Source organism: Rickettsia endosymbiont of Ixodes pacificus, assembly GCF_000965155.1.
In the GTDB taxonomy this organism is placed as follows: Bacteria; Pseudomonadota; Alphaproteobacteria; order Rickettsiales; family Rickettsiaceae; genus Rickettsia; species Rickettsia tamurae.
This window is the reverse complement of the sequence record NZ_LAOP01000001.1, coordinates 1,197,761-1,213,112: the sequence shown is the minus strand read 5'-3', so window position 1 is coordinate 1,213,112 and position 15,352 is coordinate 1,197,761. Positions and strand designations below refer to the sequence as shown.

Here is a 15,352-nt window from a genome sequence, read left to right as displayed (position 1 = left end):
AGAAAAGCAAGTAGGTTATACTGGTATTACGGTAGTAAATTATGAATTAAAAAGAAGCTAATATATGGTATAAATTTTTGCAAGATTAACAACTAAATTGTGAGAATTTATCCTATGGGGAAAATAGTAAACTTAGCAAAACTATGCCAAGAGTTTTTTGGAGAGACAGCCAATAATTTATCCATTACAACAGGATTTATTAAGAGACAACGAAAAATAACTGGTTCAGCTTTTCTAAAAGCTATAGTGTTTGGTAATATGAGCGATAGTAATTGTAGTCTTGATGGAATGCGTAACTTTTTAAGTGAAGAAACTATAGATATTTCTGCCCAAGGCTTAGACTTTAGGTTTACTGAGGTAGCAGTAAAATTTATGCAGTCAATGTATGAACAATGCTTGAAATTATTTAGAAATACTATGCCGCTTGATTGCAACATTTTGCAGCATGCAACATTTTGCAGCAATTTAATAGCGTTAAATTATTGGATAGTAGCCATATTATTCTACCTGCCAATATGGCGGATAAGGTATAAGGGCTGATCAAGGATATAGAGAACATTTATCAAACATATCTACTAAGGACTTATTAATATCTGATTTAGGTTATTTTGTCCCAGCTTCATTTATTCAAATTATCGAACTTGGTGCATATTTTATTAGTCGTTATAAAGCAGATACTAATATATATGACCCTATCACTGAGGAAAAAATTGATTTATTAAACCTATTAGATAATAAATTCTTTTTATCAAAAGATGTACTTTTAGGTAAACAAGCAAAAGTTAAGCTACGGATTATATGTCATAAATTGACTGATGAACAGGCTATTGGTAGAAGAAGGAAGGCTAATTTATTAGCTAAGTCTCATAAATATAAATCTTCTTCAAGAAACCAGAGATTACTAGATTGGTCAATATTTATCACTAATATATCAGAGGATATGGTTAATGCTGAGCATATAATGATAATTTATCGAGCAAGATGGCAAATTGAATTATTATTTAAATTATATAAAAGTCATGCAAAAATTGAAAATCTTAAAGGGAGAAGTAAACCTGCAAGAGTTTTGTGTGAATTATATGGTAAATTATGTAGTGTGCTTATTTTTCATGGATTATCGAATTGTGTAGAATTAGCAAATGATAGAGAAATTAGTTTAACCAAAGCATTTATTGAACTACAGAAAAGGTCAAGAGAATTATTCCTGTCTATTACTGGACGTCTTAATGATTTAAAGCAGTTCCTTAAGAAATTAATTATAGATTGGGGGAGATTTTCTTTGAAAGATAAATATCGTAAAACCAGATTATCTTCCTTAAATACACTAAAATTATTAACAATTATGGCTTAACTTGATGCGTATGGGTAGACATTGTGTGTGCAAGGAAGTTACTGTAGGTCTAATAGTGGTAATGTAACGATTATATGATTAATAGGCATATTGGTACACATGAGCCAGACATGATTTTGCACATACGGGTCGCATAAGCTTTAGCTTCATATGCGACTTCTAGTCGCTATAAAACAAACTTTCATCTTTCAGATGAAAGTGGTTGATTATTATTTATAACATATATATTAGCATAGTATGTACCTATTTACTATGGTCTAGCTATATCTTGTATTTCAGGGAAACTTGGAACGAATAAATCTATTTCCGCTCCAGCGAGTATTTCCATGATGATTACGGTAATAAGTAATTGTTAGTTTTAGGTTGTTTTAGCAAAGTATTGTTGAATCCGAAAGCCTGCTCGATGTTATCCCTGCGAGCCATTGTTGCGTGGATACCAAGTCGTCATTGCGAGCGAACGTTAGTGAGCGTGACAATCTCAGGAATTCTTTCCAAGATTGCTTCGTCAATTTACTATTGTAAATTTTCTCGCAATGACGGAAAAATAGCTCCACGCAACAACATTTTCGCGGGAATGACATAAATAAGGACGCAGGAATGACAGCAAAGCCACACAACAAATTAGCTTTCTATATTCTTATAGCTTACAATAATTAGTGTATTATTTTACTAAAGAAAGAATAAATGAATATTTATACTCATCTAGCAATTTTTATTTATCAATGAGTATATACATGACACGATAACAGGAAGACTGAAAGGAAGTGAAAGCAGAAACTTTTAGTGATATATGTTAAGAATAATTATTCCTAACATATATCAATTTTAAAAATTAATTAAAATATTACTGATTAATTCCTAAAGCTTGTTTTTGAGCATCGGTAGTATTCTCCATTACCCACTTTTGAACATCAGGACTTAACATATTATACTGATCTGCTGTTAAACTAGCAACCCAAGCTTGTTGATCGTCAGTACTCATAGCTTGTATTTGGGTTGTTGTAACTGAAGCTGGGTTAGGCATTTGCATTGATGAAGCAAATACTGGGCTTGCGAAAGCTAGAATTAATAAAATCTTTAATAAATTTTTCATTTTGTAAACCTTTTTTGTTTTGTAATTACGATTATAACAAAGCCACGGCAGCTTTCAAGCTAAATTATATTAAACATTTAAATTTTTTTATACTAAGGAACTTTTATTGTAACAAATATATTAATTATCTACTTTATTGTCATTCCCGCGAAAGCGGGAATCCAGTAAAAAGCGTTTAGTGTCATACTGTGGTTTGACCACGGGATCTTGTGTCACAGATTATGTCCTAAGATACCACGATCAAGTCGTGGTATGACATTAAGGTTGACTGGATTCCTGCTTTCGCAGGAATGACATACCCCTTTATATTGTTAACTGCTCTCTACAGATATTGCGATAGATTTCTGAATTTTTAGATAAATCATTATGCGTTCCGCTAGCTGCTACTATTCCTTTATCTATTACTAAAATACGATCAGCTGATTCTATACTACTAATTCGATGGGCAATTGATATAATAATTTTCCCTTTCATTATTTTTTTTATAGCATTTAATAATTTCTGTTCGCTCATCGTATCTAAAGCACTCATTGCCTCATCAAGAAGCAAAATTTGCGGCATGCGTAGTAATGCTCTAGCAATAGCTATTCTTTGTTTCTGTCCTCCTGATAATCTAACCCCTCTTTCACCGATTTTAGCATTTATACCGTCATGAAGTTTAGCAGCAAATTCTTCTATTCCCGTAATTTTTATTATCTCATTTATTTCGTCGTCGCTTGCTTCATTATTACCGAATATAATATTGGACCTTATAGTGCCGGAAAAAATGCTAGCTTCTTGGGGGACATAGGCAATTAATTTACGAATTTCGGCAGGATTTAAAAGAATTATATCTTGATTGTTAATAAGGATAGTGCCGCTTTCTTGCCGGTAAAAACGCAGCAGTAACTGCATCAAAGTACTTTTTCCTGCACCTGATCTACCTACAATACCAAGAAACTTATTGGCATTTATCTTCAAAGACATATTATTAATAATCCTTAAATTAGGTCTTGAATGATAGGTAAAATCGACATTTTTAAATTCTATCGAGATTGGATCGGAATTATTTAATTCTAAATAATTATTATGTGCTATAGGTGTCTTATCTATAATTGTAATTATTCTCTCAAGGGTTGTAACAGGTAAATGCATTTCGCTTAGTAGCTCAAAAATACCGCCACAGCTAACTCCGGCAATGATTGCATAATAAATAAATGATATAATTTGACCGGCAGATAAATGACCTTTCACTATATCTGAAGCTCCGATCCAAACGACTAAAGTAATCGCAAGAAATATAACGGCTATTGAAATCGCAAAGAATAAAGCCCGGATTTTTAAACGGGTTTTGCAGTATATTAAATAGTTTTGTAATTTAGTATCAAAATCGGCAATTTTCTTTATTTGATGGTTAAAAGCATAAATAGCTCTAATATTATTAAAAGTTTCATCAATATCCGATGCTAAAAGTGACTTAGATTCCAAGGCTTTTTTAGATAAAGCCTTAACATGTTTGCCGAATTTAATTAAAGGAATTAATAAGATAGGAATGGTAATAATTACTATAGAAGCGAGTTTAAAGCTTTCAAAAAACATTAAAGTAACGCCGCCAATTAGCATCACCGAATTGCGAATAAAAAAAGATAAGAAATTAACGATGAGAGTAGATATTTGATCTATATCATTTGTTAGGCGTGAAATTATATCGCCGATTTTTAGTTCTTCAAACTCTTCAATTTCATAATTAATTAAATTACTATAAGCTTCTTTTCTTATTTGATTAACTGCCTTTTCAGCAACATTATTGATAAAATATGAACGAAAAAAACTAGCAATACTTAAGATGATAATTAATAAACAAATATATAATATAGATTTATCAACCGATAAAATATGGTCTTTGCTCAAGCCTTTATCAACTAAATTTCTAAAAACACTACCGATTAGTAATAATGAAGCTGATACGCTAAGTAAAGAGATCATAACGATGATCAAATCTTTTTTATAGAACCTTAGATATTTAGCCAGTCTATATAAAAGTTTGATATCCATTAGACCTCTTTCATAACCTCCTTCTAAAGGTAATTTGTATGTCAATCCGGTACTCGCATCTTCACGTACTAGTGTGTACGCTGCGGCGGCAAGCGCTTCCGTGTTCCCTTCAAATTCCTCTTTATAAGATAGGTTATGAAAGAGGTCTATTAATTATTTTGTATTAAGGGAAGAAAATGGGGCGAGTGACGGGATCCGAACCCGCGACCCTCAGAACCACAACCTGATGCTCTAACCAACTGAGCTACACCCGCCATAAATTAACAACGTAAATTTAGATGATCAGAAGGATTTAGTCAAGAATATTTATATGTTTTACTGGATTCCCGCTTTCGCGGGAATGACATAGAGGCATTTTTTCGATACATGTAACAAAACCTTTAATCGTACGTAATGATTAATCTATTAATGTGAACTCACCTAGTGTTAATTTCATTATTTCATCGGTAGACATGTTTGATGTACTCTTGCCTGATAATTGTTGTATTAATTTTATACCTTTTAGATTAAAGTTTTTTTCTTTTTTAATTAAAACACTGTCTTTATTTTTAGTAGTAATTTGTTCTTTAGGTAATTATTTTCATAGTCATAAAAATTTCTATATAATTTCTATTTAATTATATTATAATTATTTTTATAAGTAATTAGTATATATAAATGAAAGAAGCAAAAAAATCAGTTAATTTGGTTAGCGGCGGGGCAGACTCTGCTACGGTTCTTGCAATAGCTAGGGAAATGGGTTATGAAATTCATGCTATGAGTTTTAATTACGGACAACGTAATAATGCAGAACTTCGGAAAGTTAAGGAGTTTATAAAAGAATATAACGTCAAGCAGCATAAGATTGTTGATATAGATTTACGAGCTTCCGGTGGTTCTGCTTTAACCGATGATAATATAGATGTTCCGCATTATCACGGCGTAAACGAACTACCTGGAGATGTGCCGGTTACTTACGTGCCTGCTCGTAATACGATATTTTTAAGTTATGCACTCGGTTTTGCAGAAGTAATAGGAGCAAAAGACATTTTTATAGGTGTGCATACAAGCGATTCGGCAAATTATCCTGATTGTCGTCCTGAATATATTAAATCTTTTGAAGAAATGGCGAATTTAGCAACCAGTATGGGAATACAAGGTAAAAAAATTACTATTCATATGCCTTTAATTGATATGACTAAAGAGCAAATAATTAGAACCGGTATTGAGCTTGGTGTAGATTACAAAAATACTATATCATGTTATGAACCTACTGAAGATGATTCATCTTGCGGTAATTGCCTTGCTTGTATGATAAGGCTTGATGCTTTTAAAAAGAATAATATACAAGACCCGATTAAATATGTTAATACTTAGATAGAACTTCAAAAATTGACTACGTCATCATACAAGTACTGCGGTATTGAACGTTTAAGTAACGGCTTCCGTTTCCCGTCTTGTGGATTCCTTGCTCTTTTTGAAGTTGCTCTTCGTATTACTCATTATTTTAATCCTTCTTTAAAAATACTACTTTTCAAAGAAAAGAAGAATATGTATGATAAATAGAGAATATTTATATGCTCCTTTTCCCGTACTTGATTTAAATGATATAGTTTTACGTGCGTTAGTCGAAGATGATGCACAAGATTATTTTAATTATATGAGTAAGTCGGAAATGGCTATTTATATAACTGATAGTAATAGACCTAAAGACTTAGAAGAAGCTAGAGAAGAAATACGTTATTGGTCTAGTTTATATAAAAATCATAGAAGCTTTTATTGGGGAATTGCCCTTAAAGACGATAATAAATTAATAGGTACTGCCGGTTTTAATATAATAAATCTAGAGCATCATAAAGCAGAAATAAGCTATGATCTAGATCCTAATTTTTGGGGTCAAGGTATGATGTTAAAATCTATAAAGAATATATTAAAATTTGCTGATTATATAGGCATTGTAAGAGTCCAAGCAACAGTTATTACAGATAATTTTCGTTCAATTAATCTTCTTGAGAGATGCGGTTTCGCTAAGGAGGGAATCCTTAAAAAATGCGAAATAGTTGCAAATGAGCATAAAGATTATTATATGTACGCAAGAGTGCTATAGTAAGAATTGTTAAAATAAACATAAAAAAGAAAGTTAATGGTAGTAGAAGCTGATAAAAAAGAATTGATTTGTTCGTTTTGTAGTAAAAAACAACATGAAGTAAAAAAACTGATAGCAGGTCCTGCAGTATTTATTTGTGATGAATGTATAGATTTATGTACGGATATTATGAAGGAAGAAAGTAAAGTTGCATTAAAGCAAATTACTTCTTCAATTCCAACGCCGCAAAAAATATGTGCAATTCTAAACGATTACGTAGTTGGGCAAGATCAGGCTAAAAAGATTTTAGCAGTAGCGGTTTATAACCATTATAAGAGACTTGAATATGTACAATCCGGCAATAATGATGTTGAGCTTAATAAGTCGAATATTTTATTGATCGGTCCTACCGGTTCAGGAAAAACTTTACTTGCTCAAACGCTTGCTAAAATTTTAGACGTACCTTTTACTATGGCGGATGCTACTTCTTTAACGGAAGCCGGTTATGTCGGTGAAGATGTTGAGAATATATTACTACGTTTATTGATAGCAGCTGAGTTTAATATAGCAAAAGCACAAAAAGGTATAATTTATATTGACGAGGTTGATAAAATTGCCCGCAAATCGGAGAATCCTTCTATTACACGGGATGTATCGGGTGAAGGAGTACAGCAGGCATTACTTAAAATTATGGAAGGAACAGTTGCTTCTGTGCCTCCTCAAGGCGGTAGGAAACACCCGCAACAAGATTTCGTACAGTTAGATACTTCAAATATCTTATTTATTTGCGGTGGTGCTTTTATGGGAATTGATAGCATTATAACCTCAAGAACTAATCATAGTTCTATAGGCTTTGCAGCTAACGTAAATATAGATAAAGAGAAAAATAATAGTGAGATTCTTAAATCCCTGGAGATTGAAGATTTAACTAAATTCGGTTTAATTCCTGAATTTATCGGTAGGTTACCTATCGTTACTACTTTAGATGAGCTAGACAAAGAAGCTTTAATTACAATTCTAACTAAGCCTAAGAATGCTATAGTAAAGCAATATCAGAAACAATTTGAGCTTGATGATGCTGAGCTTGTAATTGACGATTCAGCCCTAGAAGCCATTGCCGAAAAAGCTCTAGCTAAAAAGACGGGAGCAAGGGGACTTCGTTCAATACTTGAGCATCTTTTGCTTGATAGTATGTATAAAGTTGCCGAGCTAAAAAAGCAGCGTGTTACTATTACAAAAGAGGTAGTTAACGGTTTAGTAGAACCGATAATGACCTCTCTCATTTCTACAAAATCAAACAAAAAACAACCGATTATTGAAGATATACCGGCGTAAATATTATTTTTTCTATATGTCATTCCCGCCTACGCGGGAATGACATAAACGAGCCTGCAACAAGGCCTACGGCTGCTCGCAATGACGGGGTGGTATCCACACAACAACGCCGGCTTGACCACGGGACAATACTAATTTAGTATAAAATTTATCCTAAACTAGTATTATAGCGGTTTAAACACCATTAAGAAAAAAATAATAATCAAACTGATAAATGCTGGCCAGCCTAGGTAGAACCATAATTTAAATAATTTATAATATTTTTCCGGTAGGGGAGTTCGCTGTTTTAATGCTTCAAGTGCCATATTTCGTAGTTGAGAATCCATACCACCGGAAGCCAACAACTACCGGCGATTATGTATCCGATATAAGTTAAGGTAAGCCATAAATCAGAATAATTATAGCCAAGCATATTTACTAATATTATGCCGCTAACCGGTTGAATTATCACAGTTGGAGTAGTAAAAAGAAGATCAGCTATAACTGTAGTGCGAGCTGCATATGCCTTTGCATTCAAGTCGCTATTGCCCACCACATAAAAAAGCAGTACCAATTCCAGTACCAAATAAAATGGTAGAGCTAATAATATGAATAGTTTTTATAAAAAGATAATCCATTATTTATCTCGTTCTATAGCCATTAATACTAAAGTAAGTAATATTATTGGAATATTTTTAAATATTGGACCAAGCGGATCTAGCCATAATATTGGCTTAAGATATGTTAATAGTAGAGTATAAGCTAGTATTAATAAAATTTGTAAACTACGTATCCTACTTATTTTATTTTTGATAATTAGTAGAATTCCAAGAATAATATCTGTAAAGTAGCTTCCATATAATATGTAAGGTGCTATTTGTTTATCAAATCCTAGTGATATTATAATTTGCATACTAGCATCATAAGCAAAAATATTTGAAATAATTCCTGTCATTATCCAAAATAGCCCTAAGACAATTTTTATTATAGGTTTTAAAAAATAGAGCCTAGCGTGTCATATGGATTGTACGGTTAAAGGTTCGGTTGCAAAACATTGTTGCAAGTTTCTAGGGATTATAGAAGTAAAATCGATAAAATCTTTTTTATCAGCAATATTAAGTTGAAGTAACATATTATACGCAGTAGAATTAATGGGTCCTATTTTTAGAAAATCCCCTAATTTAGCTGCTATTTTAATGAATATTAGAGGAATTTTTATTAGTCTTCCAGGATTAACTCCAAGCCATTTTCTAAATCCAAGCAAGATATCTTTCATGGTAACTATGTCTGGTCCGACTATTTTTAATAATTTGTGGATTTTTCCTTCCCTTTCTATACAGTGAATAATTACTTTCGTTAAATACATCAATATGAATAGGTTGAAATTGTTGTAAACCATCACCTATTAAAGGAATAAAATACGGTAATGTTGCAAGAGCCCTAAATAGTGAGGTACCACCGTAACAACTGCTTGCGTAAACAAGAGATGGCTGTAAAATTACCCAATCTATATTTTCTAATTTTTGTAAATATTCTTCAGTTGCTTTTTTAGTTAAAGCATAAGCAGTGTTTTTTTTCATCATCTATTCCAAGAGCTGAAATATGAATAATTCTTTTACGTTAGTAAGGATGCAAGCCTTAAATAGAGCTTTTGGACCATTGACATGAACATTTTCAATATTATTAGCATGACTAGACGTTAATACACCTGATACATTAATAACTATATCTATATTATTTAATCTATTTATCCAGCTTTGTGGTGTTAGGTCTAAAAATCACAATATATAACTTCTGCAGTAGGGAATTTTTTCTTGGTAGATTCAACATCTCTAACACAGCATGTTACCTCATAATTATTCTTTAATAATTCAGCTGTAATATATGATCCAATAAAGCCGTTAGCTCCTGTTACTAGTATTCTCATTATAATATAGACGATTTAGGTACTGACATTTTTTATATCATTAAGCAAATAGAAGATAAAAAAGGATATGTTATGTCCACAGCTATTGTTTTTTTGGTTAAAAATTTTTGTACCCCAATACTCTTCTCTCTTAATCATAAACTGGCGTTGCCCGTGTGTGGTTTTAATGTTGTCTCATAGTAAAATAATTAACAATTATAAATAATTACATATAAAAGATTTGAATAAATATTAAGAGATTTTTATATTTTTTATTTTAACTTTAATATTTATTTAATTGAAATTATGAGTAATAAACTAGAAGTAATAATAAAATATTATAATGATATATCAAATTTAGGCGTAAGATTATGGAAAACTACTACAGCACTTGCTAGTTTTAATTTAGGTGAGGTATTGAAAATATGGTTCTGTGATAAAAATTTTAAAGATTTAACAACACTAGATCAAAGTTTTATTTATACTCAATATTTAGAAACAATGCTAAGTAAATTAGCTACTACCGGAAAGTATCAAGATAAGAATATTGATCATTCTCAATGGAGCAATTGTTTTGAAGAGATAAATAATCGAGATCATTTTTTATGTATGAAGCTACAGGAGCTAATAGGAGTAGAAAACAAGAATATCATTGATTCTATGCTAGATAATATAGGGGATATAAATTCACTAGAGTTTAGTACCCTTGTTACTAAAGCCCCAAGTATTTTTAAAAAATAATTTAGATCAATCTGAAAACTTGATTAAAGCAGCCAAAGAAATCGATGCTATGGCATATCCTCTGACGAGCGAGTATTTTTTATATCGCTATATAGCTAAAGCAATATTACTTACAAACACTTTAAATGTACCTTCCTCTTATGAAACCGAGTTTAATATAGTAAAAAAACTCATTTAAATTTTGCAAATTATCTTAATTCATTAGAGCAAAGTCTTACTAGAATAGAAAAAGCTACTAATAAATATAATGAAGATCACAAAATTGCTTCTTGGTTAACCGAAAAATCAGATTTAGTTAGTAATCATTCAGGTAAAATAGCAATTACTTATGCTTCTCTTATAGTGGGTGTAATTGCTTTACGTTCATATGTAATTGACGAAGAGGATCCTTGGTATGAATTATGTGCTTTACCAACACTAGCCTTGCGATGCTACAAATTTTATTATCTTTTCCCGGTACGGTCTTATCAAATAGACAAACAAAGAGATTAATAATAACATGTTTCAAGCATTAGAAAATAACACTGAAAATGCTAAAGATATTAAATTTTTATTTGATCACACTCCAAGCTTTGCTAATGATGCCGTAAATACAACTGCGATTTGTTTTAGATATGCTGCTAATTTAGGGGTGCAGCCTATTGATTTATTAAATAATGATATTATTAATCGTATAATTGTATATACGGCTTTACGATGGTCTGCGCAGCTGCAGGAGTAGTAGAAGAACAAAGTAAAGTTACAAATTTTATGCAAAATAAATTAATTAAATTTTTGCATGATAAAATTGTACCGGCTTTAATTGAGAATAAGAAATTTACAGCTGAAGAAATTAAACCATATTTTCAGTTACTATATAAACATTCCGAAAAAGATAAGAATACGCAAATAAAACTTCAGGCAATATATAATAAACTTACCAATCAAGATATAGATTTTAACAATATTGAATCAGACATTAGTACCTATCATGGATGGAAGAGTATTGCTATGTGTTCGGCAATAGCCACCTTGATTTTGGATTATATCTGTTTTTATTTTCGTAATCCAGAATTAGAATTTTATGAAGATCCAATGTTTTATGCATCAACTTCTGTTAAATTAATGCGTCTTGCTTCTTTATTAGTATCAACATATTGCGGCAATAAAGTTATAGAAAATATCACCGGCGAAAAATTAACTAATGATGTGTTTTTTCAAAAGTTTTACTATAATGATGCGGCAAGACTGACTGTAGCGATAGTACCTTTAATAATGTTTGAGTCTATTAAAGATTTAAAGTCTTGCGACTTTAATAGATGTTTTAACAACTACTATATCGGATTTAAATGTCGGCAAGGCAATTAGTAGTGCAGGCAAGAATATTGCCGAGAAAACCGCTACTACCATTACTTGGCTTAATAAGGTTGCCTTAGGCACAAGATGATACAGTTATTGATATTGATCCTACAGAAGAAGTACCATGCTTAGGTTTTGTGGACATTTCTAATTGATTCGCTATTTTGAGGTATTTTTTAGCGAAAATTAATAAGATTTTTGCCGGAATAGTTATTCATATTTCAAAAAAATCTTATTAATTTTCGCTAAAAAATACCTCAAAATAGCGAATCAATTAGAAATGTCCACAAAACCTAGATTAAGGTTGTAAAATTTACGTTATTTAATGTGCTCTTCCCATTTCAAATATAATTAAATGTTGCATGTATTAAAAAAGGCGAAGTGACATAGGCTTGCACTTCGTTATGCATAAAAGCTTGGTATATTACATTATCAATCTCTAAAGTAAGGTTTTTGCTATGTTCAAGAAGTTTTTGAGCAGCTTTTAAGTGTATCAAATAACCTATAGTTGTATTAAAGTAACCACCATGACCTATCTTCTTTAAATACGGGTTATTGTAAATATTATAAAATATTTTGTTTTTAGAATGTGACAAGGACAAATAAATTAAATCCCAGTCAGTAGGTAAATGCTTAAGCATTGTTAAAAATTTATTACGGAAATCGTCATTTAGTATAGCATCATCTTCTATTATTAGGGCATAAGGTATATTTTCTTTAACCATTTTAAGCCAAATTTCTCTATGGCTGCAATAACAACCGAGTTCACCTGCCGTTAAAGTATGATTTAATATTTTGCTATCGGAAAAATAATTTATATTTTCTGAAGGACAAAGTACAGTATAACCGTTATCAAGGGATAAAAGAGCAGGGTTATTTTTTACATCTAAAGCCGGTAAATCTTTTTCCCGCTGCATCTGTTATGGATAAATTATAACCGTCTACTGCACTAAACCTTTCATAGGATAAATTATTATTGTTGAATTGTTTACTAATATTGTTATATCTATCAGTGCTGCGATCTAGGTTTACTATAAAAATTTTAATATCTTTTTCTTCAAGTGGAGCAGAACCTATTTGATAAGTTTTTAAAAATATGAAAATCAATGATAAACAAATAATTATAATTGATATTATAAAAAAATATTTTTTAATTTGTCGCATTATAGGTTATTTAATAAAGGTAATAATTTTTTTCTTAATTTTTCTTTTACTGCGATGTAATTATTTTCTGAAGTCGGTACAATCTGATTGTTATATATCTTACAATATTTTTCATCGTCTTTATCAACAGAAATAATATAATTATATAAATCTTCTTCTGAATAATCTTTAGCAAATATTACTGCATTAGGGTTTACATCTTTGATATAACTTTTATCTGCATAATATATAGGTACTGCTCCTGCTAAATAAGCTTGAAAAGGTTTTTCAGTAACATACCCCTCATATGTTTTATTTTCAAAAGCAATAACAAATTTACATTTAGATAACCATTCACGAGTTTTTTCTTTTGGTATAATTGTAGATTCAGTATTTAAATATTTACCGCCGCTTACTACTTATTTTATACAGCGACAACTTATGAAAAAATCGATTTCTTGCTATGCAGCCGTCGTTTTCAGGATCTTCTATACCGTTAGAGACTAAGAAACAAGTAAAATACGGTTTGTTTGGATTGCATTTTGATCGTTTATATTCAGTACTGACTTCATTAGTAAAATACATATAATATAAAGGTATTCTTATATAATTTGGATGATCTATATAATCAAAATCTATAGATATATCATAATTTTCTAGCTTTGGTCTAACAGATTCACCGGTAAAAAATATCTTTATACTATCTTTATTACTAATATTTCTTTGACCAAAAACACTATCAATAATAAGGTCATAATTGTTATGATCTATAACAATTGTTCGTCCGTTTTCTTCAATGATTTCTTTTATCATCGGTAGCTCGTCTATTGTAAAGCCCGGCCACATATTAATAAAGCTCACTTTTATAACATGTTTGTTTTCTTTTTCAGGAGCTTTAATCTTATATATGCTTACACATAGTAACAATATGGCTATACAAACTATGGAAAGTTTTTTTAACATTTAAATTATCTATTACGAGAAAAATTTATTTATAATTTTCCTCTATTTGCGGTGGATTTTCTGCTTCTACTTCAATAATCTCTGATTTGGAGGAAACGATTTGATAACGCTCTAAGATAGCCGGCATGGCTTTATTCCCTGAATCAATGCCGAGTTTTTGAATATTCTTTACTCTTGACATAAAATTACGATTAAACGAGGCAGCAAATTTATCATAATTAGTAACCATATTTTGCAGGTTATTACCGATCTTTTGAGAATAATCAGCCATAGTACCGATAGAACTTAACAGCTTTCTCACTTCTTCAATGATTACCTTATAATTTTCCGAGCGGCGATGATCGGTAATTTGAAATTTTGCAAATGATAGCATATTCATAAGTCCGCTAGGTCCTACCGGAAAGATATTACAGCCCCAAGCTTTTTGTAAAAATTCAGGGTCGGCTGCAATAACTTTCTCAACCGCTTGTTCAGTCGGCAAAAACATTAAAGTAATAACATTGTTAAAGCTCTGATCCTTTAGATTAGTTAAAATATTTTCGGCATAGTCTTTATTAGCTAGAGATTTTAAATGATAATTCATAGTTTTGCTAAGATTCCCGCTATTATCCTGCTCATCAACTAGAAATTTGGAAGCTTTGGAATCAATAACCATTAAATTACCGGAAGGAAGAAAAATAAGGGCATCGGGTCTTAACTTTCCACTATCTGTTGTAGTTAAGCCGTATTGCATAATGAAATCTAAATTAGGACGTAAGCCCGAAGATTTTAGGATATTCTCAAGCGTAATTTCGGCAAGCAACCCCGCCCCGATCGGAGAAAGCAGCGACTGTTTTATCAAATCAACCGTACCTTTTGATTGCTCTATATCTTTATTTAATGCTCCCACCATCGTAATCAACCGCTCAAACTCACTATTAAATTTTCCTGAAGCAGTAGCGATATTTTTCTCGGCTAGCTCTCTTGCCGCCGTGTTTTCCATTTTATGTATCTCTATTAATTGCTTAGACAAATCTTTACCTAAATCAAATAACACAGCTTTAGCCGATGAAAACGACTCTTCTCTTATTTTTTCTGAATCCTTAATAGTCTGTTCTTGATATTCTACTTTACACTTCAATTGCTCAATTTTCTGTAAATATCCTATCTTTTCTTGATTTAATAATTGGTTGTTATTGCTAATTTCTAGATTCTGCTCTGATAAAAATTGTAGCTGCGTCCTTAAGGTTTTAGTTTTTACATAAAACCAAATTATTAGAGCTAATAAAATAAGTAGCGTAGTTATAATAGTTGGTAATAAATAAGGCATAGAATGAAGCAAAGTTTAATGTTAAATAATACTAAAGTACCTAATACTTTGCACTAATTATTTTAAATATTTTTTAAATATTAAAAAATTAATAA

Annotated in this window: 15 protein-coding genes, 1 tRNA gene and 3 pseudogenes; 5 read left to right on the top strand and 14 right to left on the bottom strand. The window is 31.1% G+C overall.

The window, feature by feature from the left end:
• Positions 1-114: 114 nt before the first annotated feature.
• Positions 115-1,351, top strand: a pseudogene (locus REIP_RS06485) (IS4 family transposase).
• Between the two features lie 844 nt (positions 1,352-2,195).
• Here the strand turns inward: REIP_RS06485 and REIP_RS06480 are convergent.
• The 3 genes from REIP_RS06480 to REIP_RS06470 form a co-directional block, all read right to left on the bottom strand.
• The gene (locus REIP_RS06480; protein WP_023507079.1) at positions 2,196-2,444 is read right to left on the bottom strand and encodes a DUF2673 domain-containing protein; all 249 of its coding nucleotides are present in this window, start codon (positions 2,442-2,444) and stop codon (positions 2,196-2,198) included.
• A 303-nt stretch (positions 2,445-2,747) separates the two neighbouring features.
• A complete protein-coding gene (locus REIP_RS06475) occupies positions 2,748-4,478 on the bottom strand; it encodes an ABC transporter ATP-binding protein (RefSeq protein WP_045804373.1) in 1,731 nt (576 codons plus the stop codon).
• A gap of 177 nt (positions 4,479-4,655) precedes the next feature.
• A tRNA-His gene (locus tag REIP_RS06470) sits at positions 4,656-4,732 on the bottom strand.
• 403 nt (positions 4,733-5,135) lie between these two features.
• On the opposite strand from REIP_RS06470, the gene queC reads away from it, so the two are divergent.
• The 3 genes from queC (at position 5,136) to clpX (ending at position 7,878) form a co-directional block, all read left to right on the top strand.
• Positions 5,136-5,834 (top strand): 7-cyano-7-deazaguanine synthase QueC, encoded by a 699-nt coding sequence (gene queC / locus REIP_RS06465; RefSeq protein WP_045804105.1) that lies wholly within the window; start codon positions 5,136-5,138, stop codon positions 5,832-5,834.
• Between the two features lie 178 nt (positions 5,835-6,012).
• The gene (locus tag REIP_RS06460; protein WP_037214362.1) at positions 6,013-6,564 is read left to right on the top strand and encodes a GNAT family N-acetyltransferase; all 552 of its coding nucleotides are present in this window, start codon (positions 6,013-6,015) and stop codon (positions 6,562-6,564) included.
• 36 nt (positions 6,565-6,600) lie between these two features.
• The gene (gene clpX, locus REIP_RS06455) at positions 6,601-7,878 is read left to right on the top strand and encodes an ATP-dependent Clp protease ATP-binding subunit ClpX (protein WP_045804104.1); all 1,278 of its coding nucleotides are present in this window, start codon (positions 6,601-6,603) and stop codon (positions 7,876-7,878) included.
• 164 nt (positions 7,879-8,042) lie between these two features.
• Here clpX and REIP_RS06450 read toward each other — a convergent pair.
• The 6 genes and pseudogenes from REIP_RS06450 to REIP_RS12760 form a co-directional block, all read right to left on the bottom strand.
• Positions 8,043-8,410, bottom strand: a pseudogene (locus REIP_RS06450) (DUF2269 family protein).
• Entirely contained in the window at positions 8,400-8,495 is a 96-nt protein-coding gene (locus REIP_RS13755; protein WP_410525693.1) for a DUF2269 family protein, read from the bottom strand. Before REIP_RS13755 ends, REIP_RS06450 begins: the two are co-directional and overlap by 11 nt.
• Positions 8,495-8,812: a DoxX-like family protein gene (locus REIP_RS06445; RefSeq protein ID WP_045804103.1), complete on the bottom strand. Its 318-nt coding sequence runs from the start codon at positions 8,810-8,812 to the stop codon at positions 8,495-8,497. The genes REIP_RS13755 and REIP_RS06445 overlap by 1 nt, the downstream gene beginning before the upstream one ends.
• Before the next feature lie 60 nt (positions 8,813-8,872).
• Positions 8,873-9,133: a hypothetical protein gene (locus REIP_RS06440; RefSeq protein WP_045804102.1), complete on the bottom strand. Its 261-nt coding sequence runs from the start codon at positions 9,131-9,133 to the stop codon at positions 8,873-8,875.
• Complete coding sequence (locus REIP_RS06435; RefSeq protein ID WP_045804101.1) at positions 9,108-9,437, bottom strand: hypothetical protein; 330 nt, start codon at positions 9,435-9,437, stop codon at positions 9,108-9,110. The genes REIP_RS06440 and REIP_RS06435 overlap by 26 nt, the downstream gene beginning before the upstream one ends.
• A gap of 191 nt (positions 9,438-9,628) precedes the next feature.
• Complete coding sequence (locus tag REIP_RS12760) at positions 9,629-9,784, bottom strand: NAD-dependent epimerase/dehydratase family protein (protein WP_231569284.1); 156 nt, start codon at positions 9,782-9,784, stop codon at positions 9,629-9,631.
• A 285-nt stretch (positions 9,785-10,069) separates the two neighbouring features.
• On the opposite strand from REIP_RS12760, the pseudogene REIP_RS13485 reads away from it, so the two are divergent.
• Positions 10,070-11,997, top strand: a pseudogene (locus REIP_RS13485) (hypothetical protein).
• Between the two features lie 186 nt (positions 11,998-12,183).
• Here REIP_RS13485 and REIP_RS11790 read toward each other — a convergent pair.
• The 5 genes from REIP_RS11790 to REIP_RS06390 all read right to left on the bottom strand — a co-directional run bounded on the left by REIP_RS11790 (position 12,184) and on the right by REIP_RS06390 (position 15,257).
• Positions 12,184-12,759 (bottom strand): glycosyltransferase family 25 protein, encoded by a 576-nt coding sequence (locus tag REIP_RS11790; RefSeq protein WP_269429017.1) that lies wholly within the window; start codon positions 12,757-12,759, stop codon positions 12,184-12,186.
• Positions 12,716-13,006 carry a glycosyltransferase family 25 protein gene (locus REIP_RS13240; protein ID WP_082068267.1) on the bottom strand — a complete coding sequence of 97 codons (291 nt, stop codon included), beginning with the start codon at positions 13,004-13,006 and terminating at the stop codon, positions 12,716-12,718. Before REIP_RS13240 ends, REIP_RS11790 begins: the two co-directional genes overlap by 44 nt.
• The gene (locus REIP_RS12750) at positions 13,006-13,314 is read right to left on the bottom strand and encodes a glycosyltransferase family 10 domain-containing protein (protein ID WP_231569345.1); all 309 of its coding nucleotides are present in this window, start codon (positions 13,312-13,314) and stop codon (positions 13,006-13,008) included. Before REIP_RS12750 ends, REIP_RS13240 begins: the two co-directional genes overlap by 1 nt.
• Before the next feature lie 73 nt (positions 13,315-13,387).
• On the bottom strand, positions 13,388-13,948 hold the full coding sequence (locus REIP_RS12745; RefSeq protein WP_231569282.1) for an alpha-1,3-fucosyltransferase: 561 nt from the start codon (positions 13,946-13,948) through the stop codon (positions 13,388-13,390).
• A gap of 25 nt (positions 13,949-13,973) precedes the next feature.
• Positions 13,974-15,257, bottom strand: a complete 1,284-nt coding sequence (locus REIP_RS06390; protein ID WP_045804370.1) for a DNA recombination protein RmuC — start codon at positions 15,255-15,257, stop codon at positions 13,974-13,976.
• Positions 15,258-15,352: the final 95 nt, after the last annotated feature.